18 protein-coding genes and 2 tRNA genes are annotated in these 21,853 nt (G+C 42.7%); 3 read left to right on the top strand and 17 right to left on the bottom strand.

Features of this window, described 5'->3' with window-relative positions:
* Positions 1-66: 66 nt before the first annotated feature.
* The 14 genes from pnp to rlmE all read right to left on the bottom strand — a co-directional run bounded on the left by pnp (position 67) and on the right by rlmE (position 15,215).
* The gene (pnp, locus tag F0226_RS11090) at positions 67-2,187 is read right to left on the bottom strand and encodes a polyribonucleotide nucleotidyltransferase (RefSeq protein WP_171735697.1); all 2,121 of its coding nucleotides are present in this window, start codon (positions 2,185-2,187) and stop codon (positions 67-69) included.
* Positions 2,188-2,547: 360 nt separating this feature from the next.
* A complete protein-coding gene (gene rpsO, locus F0226_RS11085) occupies positions 2,548-2,817 on the bottom strand; it encodes a 30S ribosomal protein S15 (protein WP_010436144.1) in 270 nt (89 codons plus the stop codon).
* Positions 2,818-3,002: 185 nt separating this feature from the next.
* Positions 3,003-3,956, bottom strand: a complete 954-nt coding sequence (truB, locus tag F0226_RS11080; protein ID WP_171735696.1) for a tRNA pseudouridine(55) synthase TruB — start codon at positions 3,954-3,956, stop codon at positions 3,003-3,005.
* Complete coding sequence (rbfA, locus tag F0226_RS11075) at positions 3,956-4,369, bottom strand: 30S ribosome-binding factor RbfA (RefSeq protein ID WP_171735695.1); 414 nt, start codon at positions 4,367-4,369, stop codon at positions 3,956-3,958. Before rbfA ends, truB begins: the two co-directional genes overlap by 1 nt.
* Positions 4,370-4,503: 134 nt before the next feature.
* A complete protein-coding gene (gene infB / locus F0226_RS11070) occupies positions 4,504-7,194 on the bottom strand; it encodes a translation initiation factor IF-2 (protein WP_171735694.1) in 2,691 nt (896 codons plus the stop codon).
* A 20-nt stretch (positions 7,195-7,214) separates the two neighbouring features.
* The gene (nusA, locus tag F0226_RS11065) at positions 7,215-8,702 is read right to left on the bottom strand and encodes a transcription termination factor NusA (protein WP_171735693.1); all 1,488 of its coding nucleotides are present in this window, start codon (positions 8,700-8,702) and stop codon (positions 7,215-7,217) included.
* Positions 8,703-8,737: 35 nt separating this feature from the next.
* Positions 8,738-9,193, bottom strand: coding sequence for a ribosome maturation factor RimP (gene rimP, locus F0226_RS11060; protein WP_137373440.1), 456 nt, complete (start codon positions 9,191-9,193; stop codon positions 8,738-8,740).
* A 235-nt stretch (positions 9,194-9,428) separates the two neighbouring features.
* Positions 9,429-9,505: transfer RNA gene (locus F0226_RS11055), tRNA-Met, on the bottom strand.
* 53 nt (positions 9,506-9,558) lie between these two features.
* Positions 9,559-9,643 (bottom strand) — tRNA-Leu (locus F0226_RS11050).
* Between the two features lie 15 nt (positions 9,644-9,658).
* Positions 9,659-9,991: a preprotein translocase subunit SecG gene (gene secG, locus F0226_RS11045; protein WP_171735692.1), complete on the bottom strand. Its 333-nt coding sequence runs from the start codon at positions 9,989-9,991 to the stop codon at positions 9,659-9,661.
* 236 nt (positions 9,992-10,227) lie between these two features.
* Complete coding sequence (gene glmM, locus F0226_RS11040; RefSeq protein WP_171735691.1) at positions 10,228-11,568, bottom strand: phosphoglucosamine mutase; 1,341 nt, start codon at positions 11,566-11,568, stop codon at positions 10,228-10,230.
* A gap of 19 nt (positions 11,569-11,587) precedes the next feature.
* Complete coding sequence (folP, locus tag F0226_RS11035; protein WP_171735690.1) at positions 11,588-12,430, bottom strand: dihydropteroate synthase; 843 nt, start codon at positions 12,428-12,430, stop codon at positions 11,588-11,590.
* Positions 12,431-12,519: 89 nt separating this feature from the next.
* Positions 12,520-14,478, bottom strand: a complete 1,959-nt coding sequence (ftsH, locus tag F0226_RS11030) for an ATP-dependent zinc metalloprotease FtsH (RefSeq protein ID WP_171735689.1) — start codon at positions 14,476-14,478, stop codon at positions 12,520-12,522.
* Between the two features lie 107 nt (positions 14,479-14,585).
* Positions 14,586-15,215: a 23S rRNA (uridine(2552)-2'-O)-methyltransferase RlmE gene (rlmE, locus tag F0226_RS11025; RefSeq protein WP_171735688.1), complete on the bottom strand. Its 630-nt coding sequence runs from the start codon at positions 15,213-15,215 to the stop codon at positions 14,586-14,588.
* Positions 15,216-15,342: 127 nt separating this feature from the next.
* On the opposite strand from rlmE, the gene yhbY reads away from it, so the two are divergent.
* Positions 15,343-15,639 carry a ribosome assembly RNA-binding protein YhbY gene (yhbY, locus tag F0226_RS11020; RefSeq protein ID WP_004738252.1) on the top strand — a complete coding sequence of 99 codons (297 nt, stop codon included), beginning with the start codon at positions 15,343-15,345 and terminating at the stop codon, positions 15,637-15,639.
* Positions 15,640-15,716: 77 nt separating this feature from the next.
* Here the strand turns inward: yhbY and greA are convergent, their stop codons facing one another.
* On the bottom strand, positions 15,717-16,190 hold the full coding sequence (gene greA, locus F0226_RS11015; RefSeq protein WP_171735687.1) for a transcription elongation factor GreA: 474 nt from the start codon (positions 16,188-16,190) through the stop codon (positions 15,717-15,719).
* A gap of 513 nt (positions 16,191-16,703) precedes the next feature.
* Between greA and F0226_RS11010 the strand changes: the two genes are divergently transcribed.
* Positions 16,704-17,696 carry a porin gene (locus tag F0226_RS11010; RefSeq protein ID WP_171735686.1) on the top strand — a complete coding sequence of 331 codons (993 nt, stop codon included), beginning with the start codon at positions 16,704-16,706 and terminating at the stop codon, positions 17,694-17,696.
* 112 nt (positions 17,697-17,808) lie between these two features.
* Positions 17,809-19,209: a serine-type D-Ala-D-Ala carboxypeptidase gene (gene dacB, locus F0226_RS11005; protein WP_171735684.1), complete on the top strand. Its 1,401-nt coding sequence runs from the start codon at positions 17,809-17,811 to the stop codon at positions 19,207-19,209.
* 108 nt (positions 19,210-19,317) lie between these two features.
* On the opposite strand, the gene F0226_RS11000 is transcribed toward dacB, so the two are convergent.
* Both F0226_RS11000 and tyrS read right to left on the bottom strand, forming a co-directional pair.
* Positions 19,318-20,163, bottom strand: coding sequence for a magnesium transporter (locus tag F0226_RS11000; RefSeq protein ID WP_171735682.1), 846 nt, complete (start codon positions 20,161-20,163; stop codon positions 19,318-19,320).
* A 415-nt stretch (positions 20,164-20,578) separates the two neighbouring features.
* Positions 20,579-21,766: a tyrosine--tRNA ligase gene (tyrS, locus tag F0226_RS10995; protein WP_171735680.1), complete on the bottom strand. Its 1,188-nt coding sequence runs from the start codon at positions 21,764-21,766 to the stop codon at positions 20,579-20,581.
* Between the last annotated feature and the right edge of the window lie 87 nt (positions 21,767-21,853).

The raw sequence follows: 21,853 nt of genomic DNA, 5'->3' as shown, positions 1-21,853 counted from the left end.
AACATGCTTTTTTACCAATGGGTTAGAAATCACTAAAAAGCGATAATCCCATTAATATGCTAAGAATTACTCAGCTGCAGGCGCTTCGCCTTCAGCTGGCGTTTCTACTGCTTCTTTCATGCTCAGACGTACACGACCTTGACGGTCAATTTCAAGAACCTTAACTGGTACTTCTTGACCTTCAGTTAGGTAATCAGACACTTTTTCAACGCGCTTATCAGCGATTTGAGAAATGTGTACTAGACCATCTTTACCAGGAAGAATCGTTACGAATGCACCGAAGTCAGCTAGACGAGCAACTTTACCTTGGTAGATACGACCCACTTCAACTTCAGCAGTGATCTCTTCGATACGACGGATAGCTTCTTTAGCAGCTGCGCCTTCAGTAGCAGCAATCTTGATTGTGCCATCGTCTTCGATTTCGATTGTAGTACCCGTTTCTTCACAAAGAGCACGGATAACTGCGCCGCCTTTACCGATAACATCTTTGATCTTATCAGAGCTGATCTTCATCATGTGAATACGCGGAGCGAATTCAGAGATGTCTTCACGAGCACCAGAGATAGCTTCATCCATTACAGAAAGGATGTGCTTACGTGCACCTTGCGCTTGGTTAAGAGCAATTTGCATGATCTCTTTAGTGATACCTTCGATCTTGATATCCATCTGAAGAGCAGTGATACCAGCGTTAGTACCTGCTACTTTAAAGTCCATGTCACCTAGGTGATCTTCATCGCCAAGGATGTCAGAAAGAACAACGAAATCGTCGCCTTCTTTAACAAGACCCATTGCGATACCCGCAACAGAAGCTTTGATTGGAACACCAGCATCCATAAGTGCTAGAGATGTACCACATACAGAAGCCATTGAAGAAGAACCGTTAGATTCTGTGATTTCCGATACAACACGAACTGTGTATGGGAATTCGTCAACAGAAGGCATTACTGCTTGGATACCACGTTTAGCAAGCTTACCGTGACCAATTTCACGACGCTTTGGAGAACCAACAAAGCCAGTCTCACCTACACAGTATGGAGGGAAGTTGTAGTGTAGAAGGAAGTTGTCTTTCTTCTCACCCATTAGGCTATCAATGATTTGTGCATCACGTTGTGTACCAAGCGTTGCAGTAACAAGTGCTTGAGTTTCACCACGAGTAAATAGAGAAGAACCGTGTGTACGTGGAAGAACACCAGTGCGTACGTCTAGTGCACGAACCATGTCTTTTTCACGACCATCAATACGAGGGTTGCCAGCGATGATGCGGCTACGTACTACGTTTTTCTCTAGAGAACCAAGCATGCCGCGGATTTCGCGCTCATCTAGGTTTTCATCTTCAGCAAGAAGTGCAGCTACAGCTTCAGTTTTGATTGTGCCAACTTGCTCATAACGAGCCATTTTCTCAGTGATCTGGTACGCGTCAGATAGACGAGTTTCAGCTTGCTCAGCCACTTTAGCTTTAAGCTCAGTGTTAACTGCTGGCGCTTCCCAGTTCCAAGATGGAGTTGCAACTTCAGCAGCAAACTCGTTGATCGCTTTGATTACAACTTGTTGTTGGTCGTGACCGTAAACAACCGCTGAAAGCATTTCTTCTTCAGATAGGTTATCTGCTTCAGATTCAACCATTAGTACTGCGCCTTCTGTACCAGACACAACTAGGTCTAGTTTAGAGTTTTCAAGCTCAGTATTTGATGGGTTAAGAACAAGTTCGCCGTCGATGTGACCAACACGTGCAGCACCGATAGGACCATTGAATGGAGCACCAGAGATAGCAAGCGCAGCAGACGTCGCGATCATAGTGATCATGTCTGGGTTTACGTCAGGGTTGATAGAAACAACCGTAGCGATAACTTGAACTTCGTTTTTAAACGCACTTGGGAAAAGTGGACGAATTGGACGGTCAATCAGACGAGCTGTTAGCGTTTCGCCTTCAGAAGGACGACCTTCACGCTTGAAGAAACCACCAGGGATTTTACCCGCAGCGTATGTACGCTCTTGGTAGTTAACTGTTAGAGGGAAGAAATCTTGACCTACAACAGCTTCTTTTTTAGCAACAACAGAAACGAATACTGATGTATCGTCCATCGTTGCCATTACAGCAGCAGTAGCTTGACGTGCCATTACGCCCGTTTCTAGAGTTACAGTGTGGTTACCGTACTGGAATGACTTTACAACTGGTTTTTCAAACATTGTATATCCTTCATCTGAAAATCGCTTTTCAGAATAAGTGAATGAATGCTCCGCAATAACTAATCGCGACTAGTAAAAAAAGACGAGTAGCTCAATAAGGCTTAACATCTGCTTTTAATAGTCGCGACCTATTGGCCGACATCTGTGACTGTTATTGTTGAGCTAAATAGAGTGCTAAATAATCAAACAATTATTAGCGTGCAAGAGTATAAACTATTTTCTTGGCAAGAGACATTTTCACGACTAAAAATCAGGTTAACCGCACAGAGACCCCTCATTTATCACATCAAAAATATTACAGGCACAAAAAAAGGAGCATAAATGCTCCTTTTCTTCAAACTGTCTTCGCAGACATCGCAATTAGCGACGTAGGCCTAGACGCTTGATTAGGTCTTGGTAACGAGCAAGGTTTTTACCTTTCAAGTAATCAAGAAGCTTACGACGGCTAGAAACCATACGTAATAGACCACGACGGCTGTGGTGATCGTGTTTGTGCGCTTTGAAGTGACCTTGTAGGTGGTTGATAGAAGCAGTAAGTAGTGCTACTTGTACTTCTGGTGAACCTGTGTCGCCTTCAGATTGTGCGTATTCTGCAACGATTGCTGCTTTAGTTTCTGCATTCAGAGACATAAATCTCTCCTGATAAGAGTAAGTTTATATTTGTAGCAGCCAATCTCTGATTCAGCCGCTACGCGAGCCGAGGATTATAGGGAAGTTTCCCAGTAAGGGCAATAATAATTGAACGTAGAATAAACAAAAAAGCGGACACCGAATCGGATACCCGCTTTTTATTTAATGACGACTATTACCAATAGCTAAGCTTGCGGCTCTTCATCTCGAAAAACAACAAGTCGCTTAGGTGCAACGCGACCGTCTTTATCGATCTGAGCAACGCCAAGGAAAAGTTTTTCCTCACCACTTGTCATTCTGACAGTACCTTCAGTAGGAGCACCTGCAATTTGAACCGGCATTCCGTGCTGAACAAGGTCCATCAACTCAGCATTCATATTCACTTCAGGTAAATCTTCAACTGCGGTATCCATTGGCATAAGCAATGGATCAAGCAACTCTTTAGGTGCAATATCTTGATCTTGAGCTTGCTCTAAAAGCTCATTCAATTGCTCTAACGTTACCATTCGTTCATACGGATACTTTGCAACACCAGTACGACGAAGCATAGTCACGTGAGCACCACAGCCTAGCATTTCACCAAGATCATCAGTAATCGTGCGGATATAAGTGCCTTTTGAACAATGTACTTCCATCTCAACTTCATCGCCTTCAAAGCGAAGAAGCTCAATAGAGTACACAGTGATCTTACGAGATTCACGAGGAACCTCGATACCTGCACGTGCGTATTCATACAAAGGCTTACCTTGATACTTCAATGCAGAAAACATTGAAGGAATCTGGTCAGTTTCGCCTTTGAAGGTTTCGATACAACGTTCAAGTTGCTCTTGAGTCACGTTTACATCACGCGTCTCAACCACTTCACCATCTGAATCAGAGGTATTGGTACGCTCACCAAGCTTTGCAATAACCACGTAGCGCTTATCAGAATCCAATAGAAACTGAGAGAACTTCGTTGCTTCACCAAGACAAATTGGCAGCATGCCAGTCGCAAGAGGATCCAAAGCACCGGTGTGCCCTGCTTTCTCTGCAAAGTAAATGCGTTTTACTTTTTGCAGTGCATCATTAGATGAAATACCAGTTGGCTTATCTAATAGAATTACCCCGTTAATAGGGCGACCTTTACGACGGCGAGCCATTACTCTTCACCCTTTGTTTCTGTATCTTCATCACGACCAGCTTCATGCTGCTTACGCTTATCTTCACTCAGAACTTCACTTACTAAGTTAGACATACGCATACCTTCAACTAATGTATCGTCATATGTAAAACGAACTTCAGGAGTCAGGCGGTGACGAATACGCTTACCAAGAGCCATACGAACTGGCACTTCATGCTCTTTAAGAGCAGCAAGACATGATTGAGGTGTTTGTTCACCGATACATAGGAAAGTCACGAACACTTTTGCGTATGCAAGGTCACGAGACACTTCTACATCAGAAATAGTTACCATACCAATACGTGAGTCACGGACTTCACGTTGCAAGATAAGTGCTAGCTCTTTTTGAAGCTGCTGAGACACACGTTGTGTGCGGCTAAATTCTTTTGACATTTTCTTTTCTCACTTAGAAAGATGGGGGGCTTGGTAATAACCAGCCCCCCATGGTGTATTCAACAACCGATTACTTATTACCTTTACTAGTAATGTTAGTAACCTTAGTCAATATGTCGAGTCGTACAGACTGATTAGTCTAGAGTACGTTGAACCTCAACGATTTCGAATACTTCGATCTGGTCACCAACGCGAACGTCGTTGTAGTTCTTAACGCCAACACCACACTCGTAACCATTCTTAACTTCTTGTACGTCATCTTTAAAGCGACGAAGTGACTCTAGTTCGCCTTCGTAGATAACAACGTTTTCACGAAGAACGCGAATTGGGTTGTTACGCTTGATGGTACCTTCAGTCACGATACAACCAGCAATTGCGCCGATCTTAGGAGACTTAAATACGTCACGAACTTGAGCAAGACCAATGATCTCTTGACGGAATTCAGGAGCAAGCATACCGCCCATCGCCTGTTTAACTTCGTCGATCAGTTGGTAAATGATTGAGTAGTAACGTAGATCTAAGTTTTCATTCTGAACAGTGCCACGAGCAGTTGCGTCAGCACGAACGTTGAAACCTAGGATAATAGCGTTAGAAGCTGCTGCAAGCGTTGCATCAGTTTCAGTAATACCACCAACACCAGAACCTACGATGTTCACTTTAACTTCATCAGTTGAAAGTTTCAGTAGAGAATCTGCAATTGCTTCTACAGAACCTTGTACGTCAGCTTTAAGTACAACATTAAGTTCAGCAACTTCACCAGCTTCCATGTTCGCAAACATGTTCTCTAGCTTAGCTTTCTGTTGACGAGCTAATTTAACATCACGGAATTTACCTTGACGGTAGTTAGCTACTTCACGAGCTTTACGCTCATCACGAACAACAGTCGCTTCATCACCTGATGAAGGAACACCAGAAAGACCTAGAATTTCTACAGGAATAGATGGACCTGCAGTTTCGATGTCTTTACCGTTTTCATCGCGCATTGCACGAACACGACCGTACTCTTGACCACAAAGAACGATGTCGCCTTTATTTAGAGTACCAGACTGTACTAGTACTGTTGCAACTGGACCGCGACCTTTATCAAGACGAGATTCAACAACAACACCAGATGCCATGCCTTCTTTAACTGCTGTAAGTTCAAGAACTTCAGACTGAAGAAGGATTGCTTCTAGAAGACCTTCGATGTTTGTACCCTGTTTAGCAGAGATGTGAACAAACATGTTCTCACCGCCCCATTCTTCAGGGATAACGTCGTATTGAGCTAGCTCATTCTTAACGTTGTCTGGGTTTGCACCCTCTTTATCAATCTTGTTCACAGCAACAATCAGAGGAACGCCTGCCGCTTTCGCGTGCTGGATTGCTTCGATTGTTTGTGGCATTACGCCATCGTCCGCTGCTACTACTAGTACAACAATATCTGTCGCTTGAGCACCACGAGCACGCATTGCAGTAAATGCCGCGTGTCCAGGAGTGTCAAGGAAAGTGATCATGCCGTTGTCAGTATCAACGTGGTAAGCACCAATGTGCTGCGTGATACCACCAGCTTCGCCAGAAGCAACGTGTGCTTTACGAATGTAATCAAGTGTTGAAGTTTTACCGTGGTCAACGTGACCCATGATAGTAACAACAGGAGCACGACCTTCAGCGATTGCATCGCTATCACGATCCGCTAGTACTGCTTCTTCAAGTTCATTTTCTTTACGAAGAATAACCTTGTGACCCATTTCTTCAGCAACAAGAGCTGCTGTTTCTTGGTCGATCACTTGGTTGATAGTCGCCATAGCGCCCATCTTCATCATAACTTTAATTACTTCAGTTGCTTTAACTGACATTTTGCTCGCCAGTTCAGAAACAACGATTGTTTCGCCAATAGCAACGTCAGACTTAGCAACAGTTGCAGATTTATCAAAACCTTGCTGCATTGAAGTTGGTTTAGCAAGCTTACCTTTACCGCCACGACCACGTTGGTTGCGACCACCACGGTTGTTGCCAGGTTGAGCTGCTGGAGCAGGCTTCTTCTTGCGACGACGAGGTGCTTTCTCGTCTTTTTTATCAGCTGCATCTTCTGCTTCACGAGCGTAAGTAGAAGTAGTCACATGGTAATCCGCAGATTTCTCTTGCTCTTTCTTCTTTTTCTCTTCTTCAGACCAACGTTCTTGGTTCTCTTCTGCTAGCTTACGAGCATCTTCAACTAGTTTTGCAGCTTCAGCTTCAGCTTTACGCGTTGCTTCTTGCTCCTGACGTGCTTTTAGCTCATCAGCTTCTTTCTTCGCTTGTGCGTTTGTGTCTGCGTTCTTTGAATTCATGTCTTTTTTAGCCTTATCAGCTTGTGCGCGTTTTGCCTTTTCTTCAGCTTCACGTTTAGCATCTGCTTCACGTTTTACTTTCTCTTCGGCTTCGCGCTGTGCTTTCTCTGCAGCTACACGTTGCGCTTGCTCTTCAGCTTCGCGTTGTGCTTTATCTTCCGCTTCACGAGTATCAGCTTCTTCGGCTTCTCGTTTCGCTTCATCTTCGATTGTGCTGCGCTTTACGTAAGTACGCTTCTTACGTACCTCAACTTGAACATCCTTACTCTTACCGCCTCCAGCGGCAACACTTAACGTGCTGCGGGTCTTGCGTTGAAGAGTTAAGCGAGTCGGTTCAGTTTCACCAGAAGTGTCACCATGTTCTTTTTTCAGGTGAGTAAGCAAACTTTGCTTTTCTGCATCTGAAACTTGATCCGTTCCTGCTTTCTTCATTCCTGCATCAGCAAGTTGTTCAATTAAGCGGTCAACTGGCGTACCAATCTCTTCACTCAGTGCTTTAACTGTTAATTGTGTCATACCGCTCTCTCCTTGCTGAGTTATTCTTCGTCGCCGAACCAACAGATGTTACGTGCAGCCATGATAAGCTCACCGGCACGTTCTTCTGTTAGATCTTCAATACCTTCTAGTTCATCGACACCTTGATCAGCTAAATCCTCAAGTGTAGCAACACCTTTCGCTGCTAACTTGTAAGCCATCTCGCGCTCAAGACCTTCTAATGCAAGCAAGTCTTCTGCTGGCTCAACGCCATCAAAAGTTTCTTCTTTAGCAAGTGCTAGAGTAGTCAGAGCATCTTTTGCACGGTTGCGTAACTCTTCAACGATGCCTTCATCTAGACCATCAACTTCAAGAAGCTCATTTACAGGAACGTACGCTACTTCTTCTAAAGTAGAGAAACCTTCTTCAACAAGCATTTGAGCGAAATCTTCTTCGATGTCTAAATGCTTCATGAAGTTTTCAATTGAAGCAACCGCTTCTTCTTGGTGTTTCTTCTGAAGATCTGCAACTGTCATTACGTTCAGTTCCCAACCAGTTAGTTGAGATGCTAGACGTACGTTTTGACCGCTACGACCAATAGCTTGAGCTAAGTTATCTGCTTCTACTGCGATATCCATTGAGTGTGCGTCTTCATCAACGATGATAGAAGCTACATCGGCAGGAGCCATTGCGTTGATAACAAATTGTGCCGGGTTATCATCCCAAAGCACGATATCAATACGCTCACCGCCAAGATCATTAGAAACCGCTTGTACACGTGCGCCACGCATACCAACACAAGCCCCTACAGGGTCAATGCGTTTATCATTCGTTTTCACTGCGATTTTAGCACGTGAACCTGGATCACGAGCTGCACCTTTCAATTCAATCAGTTCTTCACCAATTTCAGGCACTTCTACGCGGAATAGTTCAGCTAACATTTCAGGCTTAGAGCGAGTAATGAATAACTGGAAACCACGAGCCTCTGGTTTAACTGCATAAAGCAAACCACGAACACGGTCACCTGGACGGAAGTTTTCACGAGGAAGTTGGTCATCACGAAGGATTACCGCTTCAGCATTGCTACCTAGGTCTAGGATAATTGTGTCACGGTTAACTTTCTTAACAACACCAGTAACTAACTCACCTTCATTATCGATAAACTGCTCAACGATTTGAGCGCGCTCAGCTTCACGTACTTTTTGTACAATAACTTGCTTAGCGGTTTGAGTCGTAATACGGTCGAAAGTTACAGATTCGATGTCATCTTCAATGAAACCACCTAATTCGATTTCAGGGTCATCGTACTGTGCAGCTTCAAAAGAGATTTCTTTTGTTGGGAATTCAACAACTTCAACAGCTTCCCAACGACGGAAAGTTTCAAAATTACCCGTTTTACGGTCAATTTCAACACGAACTTCAATTTCAAGTTCGCTTTTCTTTTTAGTTGCTGTTGCAAGCGCGATTTCAAGCGCTTCAAAAATACGCTCACGAGGAACTGCTTTCTCATTTGAAACAGCTTCTACTACCGCTAAAATTTCTTTGTTCATTTATCTAGCCTCTTAAGCTTTTCTCACGAGGAGAACTAAAATTTAGGGATCAGGTTAGCTTTCGAAATATTGCTTAATGGAAACTCTTCTGTGTTCCCTTCAGCTAATATCGAAATAGTCTCACCATCAACAGATTGGATATCACCTTTCCATTTACGACGGTTGGCTACAGCCATTTTCAAAACAATGCTGACCTCGTGACCAATAAATTGTTGGTAATGCTCAGCTTTAAACAGTGGTCTTTCTAGACCTGGTGAAGACACTTCAAGGTTGTAAATCACTGAAATTGGATCTTCAACGTCTAATACTGCACCTACTTGATGACTTACTTCAGCACAATCATCTACAAAAATACCATTTTCATGATCAATGTAGATACGTAGCGTTGAGTGCTCACCCGCACGAATAAATTCTAATCCAACTAACTCATAACCTGACGCAGCTACAGGAGCTTCAAGCATTTCAGTAAGTTGTCTTTCTAAACCAGTCATTTAACCACTCCAGAAACAAAAAAAGGGCTCAAAGCCCAATTTAAATTCCAAGCAAACATTACCTAAATGCATTTATAAATGCTTAGATAACAAAAAACCCCGTAATAAGCCGGGGTTTTTGTTGCTGGACCCTGATTCGTTAAGTAATTATCTAATAAGATTAATACTTAACTCGTAGTGAGGTTCACACTACGTAAACTTGCTACCAACTTTCACACATACGTGCTTAGAAAATTGGTTGCGGGAGCCGGATTTGAACCGACGACCTTCGGGTTATGAGCCCGACGAGCTACCAAACTGCTCCATCCCGCGTCCGACTTGTGAGCATTATACGCCCAACAAGATGTTTTACAAGTTTGTAAACATGGTGCCGAGAGAGGGACTCGAACCCTCACACCCTAAGGCACTAGCACCTCATGCTAGCGTGTCTACCAATTTCACCATCTCGGCATCAAATCTTTCAGATTATTGTGGAATCTCGTCGCCTTGCGCCGGAACTTCACTCACTGCATCATTAGCTTGTTGAATTACCTGACCTTGAGTCGGGTCAATCCACTGTGACTCAGTTTTATGTGTGTACATATTACCAAGCACTAAGCTAATAACAAAAAATACGATTGCAAAAATTGCAGTCATTCGGGTAAGGAAATTTCCTGAGCCACCAGCACCAAACACAGTGTTTGAAGCGCCAGCACCGAATGAGGCTCCCATATCTGCGCCTTTACCTTGTTGAATTAACACTAGGCCAATTACACCAAGCGCTGCCAACAGGTAAATCACAAGTAGAACTGTAACCATTTTTCCACCTATGTTCCTAATTGTTGAGCCAGCGCCGTTCTAAAACACTATTTAACGATGTTTAGAGAACAAGGCTAGCGACCTCCTAACTGAAGGCCGAGCAATACTAACGAATGCTTACTTACCTGACAAGTGGAATTTGCCAAAAATAAGCCTTTAGAAAACAAACGCTCAAAAAAAACACAAAACAAGCACAAAACTACTCTATGCTTGTTTTGATTAACGCTATAAGTTGACTAACAACTGGCTTTTACTGCGCCTGCAATTTTAAGAGCAGAGCTTTGTACTAACTCTGCATCTTCACCTTCGACCATTACACGTAGCAATGGCTCTGTACCAGATTTTCGAAGTAAAACTCGCCCTTTTTCACCAAGAACAAGTTCAACCTCTTTAACTGAACGAATTACCGCTTCTGCTTCTAATGGGTTTGAATCACCACTAAATCTTACGTTTTCTAAAACTTGTGGGTATAGCGTCATACCTTGCGACAGCTCGTTCAACGACATTTCACTGTCGACTACAGATGCTAGCACCTGCAATGCCGCAACAATCGCATCACCAGTTGTCACTTTATCAAGCAAAATAACGTGACCAGAATTTTCAGCACCGATCTTCCATCCTTTAGCCAAAAGCTGTTCCATTACATACCGGTCACCTACAGCAGCACGTACAAATGGAATACCTAATTGCTTAAGCCCATTTTCCATACCAAGGTTAGTCATCAATGTACCGACAACACCACCCTTCAGTTCACCACGGCGCAGAGCATCACGAGCAATGATGTATGCGATTTGGTCGCCATCAACTTTGTTCCCCAACTCATCAACCATAATGATACGATCACCATCACCATCAAAGCCGAGACCTAACGCGGCTTTCTCTTCAACCACTTTCGCTTGCAGAGCTCGCACATCTGTTGCACCTACTTCATGGTTAATGTTGGTTCCATTTGGCTCAATACCCATTGCAATGACTTCAGCACCGAGTTCTCTAAAAACTGCTGGAGCAATGTGGTATGTCGCGCCATGAGCACAATCCACAACAATTTTCATTCCAGATAAGCTCATGTGATTAGGGAATGTGCTTTTACAAAATTCAATATAACGACCAGCAGCATCATTTAAACGAACGGCTTTACCTAGCTCTGATGACTCTACACATTCGATGTCTTTATCTAATTCAGCTTCTATTGCTAACTCAATCTCATCTGACAACTTTGTGCCTTCAGAAGAGAAGAACTTAATACCGTTATCATAATATGGGTTATGAGATGCTGAGATAACAATCCCAGCTTCTGCACGGAAGGTTTGTGTTAAATAAGCAACAGCAGGAGTTGGCATTGGGCCTGTGAAAGTGGCTTGAAGACCAGCAGCAGCAAGACCAGCCTCTAACGCAGATTCCAGCATATAACCAGAAATACGAGTATCTTTACCTATGATAACTTTTTTCGTTCCTTGCTTAGCAAGAACACGACCAGCAGCCCAACCAAGTTTAAGTACAAAATCCGGGGTGATTGGGTATTGACCTACTTTTCCACGCACACCATCTGTACCAAAATAACGTCTTTTATCTGACATGAGTTTTCCTTAATTTTTATTATTTTTCAATTGAATGATTGTTGTTCATCACTTGAATGATCTTCATCGCTTCTAATGTCTCTTCAACATCATGAACACGAATAATTTGTGCACCTTTCATTGCCGCGATTGTAGCGCAAGTAACGCTTGCGACCACACAATCAGCAGGAGCTTTATCTAACAGCTTAAAAATCATAGATTTCCTAGACATTCCCGCTAAAATCGGTAAGCCAAGCGTATGAAATTTTTCAAAATTCGCTAATAGATGGTAATTATGCTCAATGGTTTTACCGAAGCCAAAGCCAGGGTCTAAAATAAGTTGCTCTTTAGATATGCCCACAGCCTCACAAGCCTCAACCCTTTCTTTTAAAAAGCCTTCAACATCCGTGAAAACATCGTCATAACTCGGGTTGGCTTGCATAGTTCTTGGCTGACCTTTCATGTGCATCAAACAAACAGGAACTTGAGCTTGAGCCGCAGCTTCTAAAGCACCTGGCTCTTGGAGCGCTCGCACATCATTGATCAAGTCAGCACCGGCTTCAACGGCTTGACGCATCACTTCTGCTTTGCTGGTATCAATAGAAACCCAAACATCAAAATTGGCTCGAATTGCCTTAATGACAGGAATAACCCTTGATAGTTCATCTTCTAATGTAACTTCAGGCGCTCCTGGGCGTGTAGATTCACCACCGATATCAATAATACTGACACCAGCTTTGATCATACGCTCAGCTTGCAGCAATGCATTATCTAATGAGTTGAATTGACCACCATCAGAAAATGAATCGGGAGTAACATTGAGGATACCCATTACATGCGGACGATCTAAAGGGAGAGTTTTGTTGTTTGCTTGTAATATCATGGAAGGCAGGTCTTAAAAGGTTAAAACACTTTACGCTATAAACAGAAAAACCCTGAGCGTACTCAGGGTTTTAATTAATAGCTTAGCGATTAAGAATCTTTGTTTTGCGCATCATCTGATTCAGATTTAGCATCTTCAACTGTCGACTCTTCAGCTTTTGGTTCAGCTTTAGCTTGTTCTTCTGACTTAGCTTCTTCCTTTGCAGGTTCAGCTTTTGCCTGATCACCCCAGCCAGCTGGCTCACGAATGTCAGTCTTACGTTCCATGAGGTCATCAATCTGACCTGCATCGATCGTTTCGTACTTCATAAGCGCATCTTTCATCGAGTGCATCAAATCCATATTGTCTTCTAGGATTTGTTTAGCTCGAGCGTAGTTGCGGTCGATAAGAATACGAATCTCTTCATCGATAAGTCGAGTTGTATCGTCAGAAACATGCTTCGCTTGACTCATACCGCGACCTAGGAAAACTTCGCCTTCTTCTTCAGCATAAAGAAGAGGACCCAGTTTCTCAGAGAAGCCCCATTGCGTAACCATCTTACGAGCAATATCTGTTGCACGTTCGATATCGTTAGACGCACCAGTCGAAACCTTCTCTTTACCGTAGATAAGTTCTTCAGCAAGACGACCACCGTACAAGCTAGAAATCATTGACTCTAGATGTTGGCGAGACATACTTACGCGATCTTGCTCTGGTAGATACATCGTCACACCAAGTGCACGACCACGTGGGATGATTGATACCTTGTACACTGGATCGTGTTCAGGTACCAAACGACCAACAATCGCGTGACCAGCTTCATGGTAGGCCGTTGATTCTTTCACTTCTTCAGACATAACCATTGAACGGCGCTCTGCACCCATCATGATCTTATCTTTCGCAAGTTCAAACTCAACCATAGATACATTGCGTTTGTTTCCGCGAGCAGCAAATAGAGCCGCTTCGTTAACAAGGTTCGCAAGATCTGCACCAGAGAAACCTGGAGTACCACGAGCAATCAGAGATGGTTCAACATCGCCTGACAGTGGAACTTTACGCATGTGCACTTTAAGAATCTGTTCACGACCACGGACATCAGGTAAACCAACCACAACTTGACGGTCAAAACGACCTGGACGAAGTAGTGCTGGGTCAAGTACGTCTGGACGGTTAGTCGCAGCGATAACAATAATACCTTCGTTACCCTCGAAACCATCCATCTCAACTAGCATTTGGTTCAGTGTTTGCTCACGTTCATCGTGACCACCACCAACACCAGCGCCACGTTGACGACCTACTGCATCAATTTCATCGATAAAGATGATACATGGCGCGGCTTTCTTCGCTTGTTCGAACATGTCACGTACACGAGATGCACCAACACCAACGAACATTTCTACGAAGTCAGAACCAGAGATAGTAAAGAACGGTACTTTTGCTTCACCCGCAATCGCTTTTGCAAGCAATGTCTTACCAGTACCAGGAGGACCAACCAACAGAATACCTGTAGGGATCTTACCACCTAGCTTTTGGAAACGGCTTGGGTCACGAAGGTAATCAACAAGTTCTTTAACGTCTTCTTTTGCTTCGTCACAACCTGCAACATCAGCAAACATCGTTTTAATTTGTTCTTCGCTCATCATTCGAGCTTTACTCTTACCAAACGACATTGCGCCTTTACCGCCGCCGCCGCCTTGCATTTGACGCATGAAGAAAATCCATACACCAATCAGTAAGATCATTGGGAACCAAGAGATGAAGATAGTGCCAAGTAGGCTCTGTTCTTCTGGTGGTGTGCCCTGAACTCGAACATTTTGATTAATTAAGTCATCAAGTAGCTTTTGATCATAAACAGGCATGTAAGTTACATACTTAGAACCACCACCACGACGGGTAAAGGTGATTTCACTGTTATTGAACTGTGCGTCTTGAATCTGGCCTTGGCCAACTTCCTGTACAAATGTGGTGTAATCTACTGCTCTGCCATTACTTTCACCAGGGCCAAAGCTCTGGAATACAGACATAAGCACTACAGCAATAACAAGCCACAGAATTAAATTTTTTGCCATGTCACTCAAGGTGTCAGCCTCTCGATAACTAATTGTAATTAAAGGTAGGGTACTACAGTTTGTAAACTGTAGCCATATTGTTAACGCTCACTTTTGAAAGAGAATCGTTAACCTTTGTAACCAGTGGCTACGATAAAAACTTCACGAGAACGTGCTCGTGATGAATCGGGTTTTCTGACCTTTACCGTTTTGAACATCTCACGGACATCCTTAACGTATTGATCAAACCCTTCGCCTTGGAAAACTTTGACAACAAAACTACCATTGGTAGCTAGAACTTGTCGACACATATCCAATGCTAATTCAACTAAGTACATAGCTCTAGGCTGATCTACAGAGTTATTACCCGCAATATTTGGTGCCATATCTGACATCACTACATCAACCATATTAGGTTGAATGCGCTCTAATAGTGCGTCTAATACTGCTTCTTCACGAAAGTCACCTTGAAGAAAGCTAACACCAGCAATTGGATCCATTGGTAGTAGATCACACGCTATGATCTGACCATTGTCACCTATAATCTTAGCACCGTATTGAGACCACCCCCCAGGAGCAGCACCCAAATCGACGACAGTCATACCTGGTGCAAGCAATTTATCTTTGGATTGAATCTCTTCCATTTTAAAATAAGCACGAGAACGATAGCCTTTTTTTCTAGCTTCATTTGCATACTTGTCGTCGAAGTGTTCCTTCAACCAACGACCAGAACTGGCCGAATGTTTCTGTTTACTCATTAGATACCTAAATCGGTGAATAAATACTGATTGCCCAATACTATGATGAATAAATTATAGTCTTCAGCATTAGATGGCGTTAAAATAGGTTTTTTCAACCCTAATATTAAAGAAAATTGGCCGCGTAATGAACCTAAGTACCAAACAAAAGCAGCATCTAAAGGGCCTAGCTCACAGTTTAAAACCTGTAGTGCTAATGGGCGCAAATGGACTTACTGAAGCTGTTCTAGCGGAAATCGAATTAGCTCTAGACCACCACGAACTGATCAAGATTAAAGTTGCATCAGAAGACCGTGAGACTAAGCAACTGATTATCGATGCAATTGTACGTGAAACTAAAGCAGAGAAAGTACAGACTATCGGTAAAGTTCTAGTACTGTTCCGTCAGTCAGAAGCACGTAAAATCGAGATTCCACGTAAGTAATCTATTATTACCTACATGAGAAACAAAAAAGGTCGCAGTTAGCGACCTTTTTAATATCTGCGATAAAATAGTTAACTTTAGATGTATTCTACTTTATCAATTTCGAAATCTTTCTCACCACCAGGTGTAGAAATAAGCACTTCATCGCCTTCCATCTTACCAATAAGACCACGAGCAATTGGCGATTTTACAGAGATACGACCTGTTTTTATTTCCGCTTCGTCTTCTGAAACAATTTGGTATTTCACTTCTTCGTCAGTATCGACATCAATTAATGTCACTGTAGTACCAAAAATGATTTTCCCAGTATTTTCCATTTGAGTAACATCAATGATTTGAGCTAAAGAAAGCTTGTATTCAATATCACGGATCTGTGCTTCACAGATACCTTGCTCTTCACGAGCGGCATGATATTCAGCATTTTCTTTTAAATCACCGAGTTCACGAGCTTCACCAATCGCTGCTGAGATAACAGGGCGTAGCTTTAATAGGCGATCTAATTCGTCACGTAGCTGCTGAGCGCCACGTACTGTCATTGGAACCTTTTCCATTTCTTACCTCTATGCCAAAGTTTTCTTTGGACAAAATAAACCTACCCAACCTTAGTGATTAGGTAATAGAAACAAACTCATTTATATAGTGTAAACAAACTTGATATCTAAATCACGTTTATTCCGCTTTGTATTCAAAAAGCGTAATCGAGCTCATATTTGCCTACATCACAAAACTAGAATTTTGGTCTCATCTTTAAAACTAACAAAAGAAAAACATAAAAAAACAAAAAAAAATAAAAAAAAATTACGCCGAACAAAAAATCAAAATAAAACAAAATCAACAAGTTAATAACTCTTACACTCAATAAAACAGTGTTCATAATTTCAATTTATATTGTTTTACTAACTCAGTAGGGAACTTTAAGGTAAAAAGTAACCCACGGATTGCACTGGCAAGTTTCTCGCTTAATGTTATAAGCCTGATTATGAAGCTTGATTTATACAGGCAATACAAAAAGGATACATATCCTTGATAAAACTATTTATGGACAGTAATTAGGAATTAATAACATGAACAAAACAATTATCGCTCTAGCAGTATCTGCTGCTGCTCTTACTACTGGTGCAAACGCTGCTGAACTTTACAACCAAGATGGTACATCTCTAGAAATGGGTGGTCGTGCTGAAGCTCGTCTATCTATGAAAGATGGCAAAGCATCTGATAACTCTCGTATCCGTCTTAACTTTTTAGGTAAAGTTGAAATCCAAGACGGTCTATACGGCGTTGGTTTTTACGAAGGTGAATTCACTACAGCTGATAACGATGGCGGTTCTGACCTAGATAACCGTTACACGTACGCTGGTCTTGGCGGTAAATTTGGTGAAGTAACTTACGGTAAAAACGATGGCGCACTTGGCGTAATCACTGACTTCACAGATATCATGGCTTACCACGGTAACTCTGCTGCTGATAAATTAGCGGCTGCTGACCGTACGGACAACATGCTTTCTTACAAAGGTCAATTCCAAGACCTAAGCGTAAAAGCAAGCTACCGTTTTGCTGACCGTTCTGAGAACGCTACTGAAACTGAGTATGTAGATAACGGCGAAGACGGTTACTCTCTATCTGGTATCTACGCTATCGGCGAAACTGGCGTTAAGCTAGGTGCTGGCTTCGCAGACCAAGCTGAAGAAAACGAATACATGCTTTCTGGTTCTTACACAATGGGCGACCTATACTTCGCTGGTGTATTTACTGACGGCGAAAAAGCTAAGAACAACGGTGACTACACTGGTTACGAGCTAGCAGCTGCGTACACTATGGGTCAAACTGTATTCTCTTCAACATACAACAATGCTGAAACTAACGGTGACACATCTGCTGATAACCTTGCTGTAGACGCAACTTACTACTTCAAGCCTAACTTCCGTGGTTACGTATCATACAACTTCAACCTTATCTCTAAAGGTGATACGTACGGTACAGCTGGCGGCGCAAACACTGGCGCAACGTCAATCCAAGCTGAAGACGAGCTAGCTCTTGGTCTACGTTACGACTTCTAATTTTAGTTACCTAATTGATTAATTAGTTAATTGAGAATCAAAACGCCCGCTCTCTAGCGGGCGTTTTTTATATCTGTATACTAAAAATTCTAATCACAACTTTGATCTGACTATGCGAATTCTTACTGCCCTAATATTTTTTAGTTTTTCCTTTTCAGTCTTTGCATACACTCCACTGAATTACCTCCCAGAAGGAAGTGTCTCTAGCCTTATAGTAGAATCACTAGATTCAAGTGAAGAGTTCATTTCGCTCAATAGTGATCGGTTTTACCCTCCAGCAAGTACCCTTAAGCTCGTCACTGCTCTCGCAGCTAAATTAGAATTAGGGAATCGCTTCCACTACTCAACGTCTTTATATAAAAGCGGCAATGATGTTGTGATTGCTTTTTCTGGTGACCCAACGTTAAAGCGAGAACATTTAAAGCAATTACTTAGTGATTATAAAATAAAGTATGGAAGCCAAATAGCCGGTAACATTTTGCTAGATAACTCTGCGTTTACAGGTTATGACCGTGCTGTAGGCTGGCCTTGGGATATTTTAGGGGTGTGCTACAGTGCCCCTGCATCAGCTATTACGCTTGATGAAAATTGCGCTCAGGCATCAATATATACTCAAGATGATGGACATACTCGGGTTTACATTCCGGCTCACTACCCGATCACGGTAAACACTGAGACATCAACAGTCTCCCGCTCCGGGCAAAAAGCAACACAGTGCAGCTTAGAGTTAACGACCACACCGAATAATGAATATCAACTGTCTGGCTGCTTAATAGAAAGAAAGAAGCCTCTCCCTCTTAAATTTGCTATACAAAACCCCGAATTGTACGTGCAAAATGTAACCTCTGATCTAGTCGCTGAACTTAAAATAGATATAAAAGGGCAAATCACAGTTAAACCTGCTAGCTCAGCCGAGATGACATTAGTATCAGAGCACCTCTCACCTTCGCTTCCCTCACTTCTCGATACCATGTTGAAAGAGTCCGACAACTTAATTGCAGATAACCTGACGAAGACGTTAGGCGCTACTTTTTTTGTCCAAGCTGGCAGTTTTAATAACGGAACTGAAGCAATCAAACAGATTTTATTGAGTAAGGCTGGGATTGATATTCAAAATGCAAAGTTAACAGATGGCTCAGGGTTATCTCGGAACAATAGAATGACAGCAGAAAGCATGACCCAAGTGCTTCACTTTATTTGGGAACATGAAAAAGATCTAAATTTACTTCAGTCTATGCCCAAGTCTGGCCTAAGCGGCACATTACGCTATAGAAAGAGCATGAGAAAGGCACCAATAGAAGGCAATATCATTGCAAAAAGTGGCTCTGTATACGGGAGTTATAATATGGCAGGGTTTGGTTTAGACAAAGCAGGGAAACCTAACAGTGTTTTTGTTCAATTTGTGAGGGATTACTACCCTGTGAAAAATAATACTGACACGCCAGTGATTGCTCCAATTACACAATTCGAAAAAGCGTTTTACAAAGATGTCATTAAGTTTAGTCAACAATAATTACTTGGTAGGGAGCGACCAACGAAGTTCGCTCCCTATATCTAATTTCTGCACTCTAAGCTCTAGGCTCTAGGCTCTAGGCAATTTTGTAACCTACCCCGTATTAGTTCAAGCAATTCCAAGAAAAGCATTCACTACGGTAAAGTAGACCCACATCCCTGAAATATCCACAATTGAAGCGAGCACTGGGCTCACTAATACTGCAGGATCAAGCTTGAATAACCGTGCAACGATCGGCAACCCACCACCAAGCACCGTTGATATCGTCACTTGAATAAACAGAGCGACAGCAATAGCTAAGGCGATCATGTTGATGTCATAGCCCCCCGTCGATTGGTTTTCACTAAACAGCAAAATACGCCCAATCATCACCACCGCAATCGCTAGAGCTAAACAAATAGCGACTCTAAACTCTTTCCATAGAACGTTAACCCATTGCCGCTTCTTCAACTCACCAGTGGCTAAAGCTCTGATGACCAAAGTCGCGGCTTGTGTTCCCGTATTACCACCTGCAGCAGCGATTACCGGCATATAGATAGCAAGAAGTACTAGTTGGCTGAGGATGTCTTCATACTGAGCAATGATAAGCCCAGAGACAATCCCCAATAGTGCTAACGCTATAATCCAACCGATACGCTGCCTAACGTGGCTCATGACTCCAGTAGAAAGGTAGCCCTGCTGAGGTTCAACCTCTGAGTAGATAAGCCCTAGTTGGTGAGCTAGATGTCGAGAGCGCTTCTCAAAGCCCTGCTCTTCTAGCTCACTAAGTAAAGTTTGAATCGTACTAAGAGAGCATTGCCCGAGTACTAGCACCGCATCTTCAAGCGGCATTCGGTTCAAAAGGTTAATTTGTTGCTCACGTCCGTACTGTTGAAATGCATTCGATACAGCTTGGATGTCTTTCTCTGAGTACAGAGCTTCAATAGATAAAAAAGTGTTGTTCATTACCGTCATGGCGAATCTCCCGATTGGCAAAGGTAACGACCATCAAAACAAATAGCCTGTAGCTAGTACTCAAGAGCATATAACTTGTACACCAAGAGCATGAAGCTAAGGCATAAAAATAAGCGCACCAAGAGCTTAAAGCGCTAATGGGTCTACTTGTTAGAATCTAGTGTGTGGAAAAGAATGAAGGGGGAAAACAAAGATACCCTACCTGAACGGCAGGACAATAGATCAATACCGAGACAGGTTATTCTTCTCCATTCAAACTAGGAGGATGGTCGGTATTGTTCATAAAAATCTCCAGAATTACTGTCAATATGACAGCGCGCATAGTGTAGCAATGCACGTTGAAAAACTTCGTCAGCTTTGTGTCAATAAAAAAGGCATCCGTGGATGCCTTTTGTTCAAATATTAATGTGCGTTATTACTTTATAGTAATACGAGCAAACTTACGCTTACCTACTTGGTAAACTGCAGTACCTGCTTCAGGTACGAATTTGTTGTCTTCAATCTTCTCGCCTTCAAGCTTAGCAGCGCCTTGCTTGATCATACGCATCGCATCAGAAGTAGAGTTTACAAGACCCGCTTCTTTTAGAACGTTAGCAATTGGCAGGCCAGATTCGAATTCGAATTCAGGCATATCATCTGGCACTTGGTTCTTAGCAAAACGGTTAACGAACTCTTGCTCAGCTGCTTCAGCATCCGCTTCACTATGGAAACGAGCAATAATCTCTTTCGCTAGCAGTACTTTAACGTCACGAGGGTTTTTGCCCGCATCAACGCCAGCTTTCAGTTCCGCAACTTCTTCAAGTGGGCGGAAAGACAGTAGCTCGTAGTAGCTCCACATTAGATCGTCAGAGATAGACATGATCTTACCAAACATCTCGCTTGGTGCTTCGCTAATGCCAATGTAGTTGTGCGCAGACTTAGACATTTTCTTAACGCCGTCTAGACCAACAAGTAGTGGCATCATTAGTACCGCTTGTGGTTTTTGACCTGCTGCTTTTTGCAGTTCACGACCCATTAGAAGGTTAAACTTCTGGTCAGTACCGCCAAGCTCAACATCGCTCTCTAGTGCAACAGAGTCGTGACCTTGAAGAAGTGGGTACATGAATTCGTGAATAGCGATCGGTTGACCACCAGCGTAACGCTTTTTAAAGTCATCACGCTCAAGCATACGAGCAACAGTTTGGTTAGAAGCAAGACGAATCATGCCTTCAGCACCAAGCTCAGATAACCACTCAGAATTGAAACGAATTTGCGTTTTCGCAGGATCTAGAATCTTGAATACTTGCTCTTTGTAAGTTTCAGCATTCTTCAATACGTCTTCACGGCTTAGTGGTGGACGAGTTGAGTTCTTACCTGACGGGTCACCAACCATTGCTGTGAAATCACCAATAAGGAATGTCACTTCATGACCTAGCTCTTGAAACGCACGTAATTTATTAAAGATTACTGTGTGACCAAGGTGGATATCTGGTGCAGTCGGATCGGCACCCAGTTTAATGCGTAAAGGACGACCTTCTTTTAGCTTAGCTATCAGTTCGTCTTCTGGAATCAGTTCTTCTACGCCACGTTTGATCTCGGCTAATGCTGCTTCAATACTCGCCATTCTTGTTCACTCCCACAGATTTGGCAAAAATATAATAGTTCGACATCTTACTTGAATAGCGATGTATTTTGAAACCAGTTACACTAT

It is taken from the genome of Vibrio sp. 99-70-13A1 (assembly GCF_013114625.1).
Classification (GTDB): domain Bacteria; phylum Pseudomonadota; class Gammaproteobacteria; order Enterobacterales; family Vibrionaceae; genus Vibrio.
Note: the sequence above shows the minus strand (reverse complement) of the source record. Positions and strands in the feature narration are given on the sequence as shown.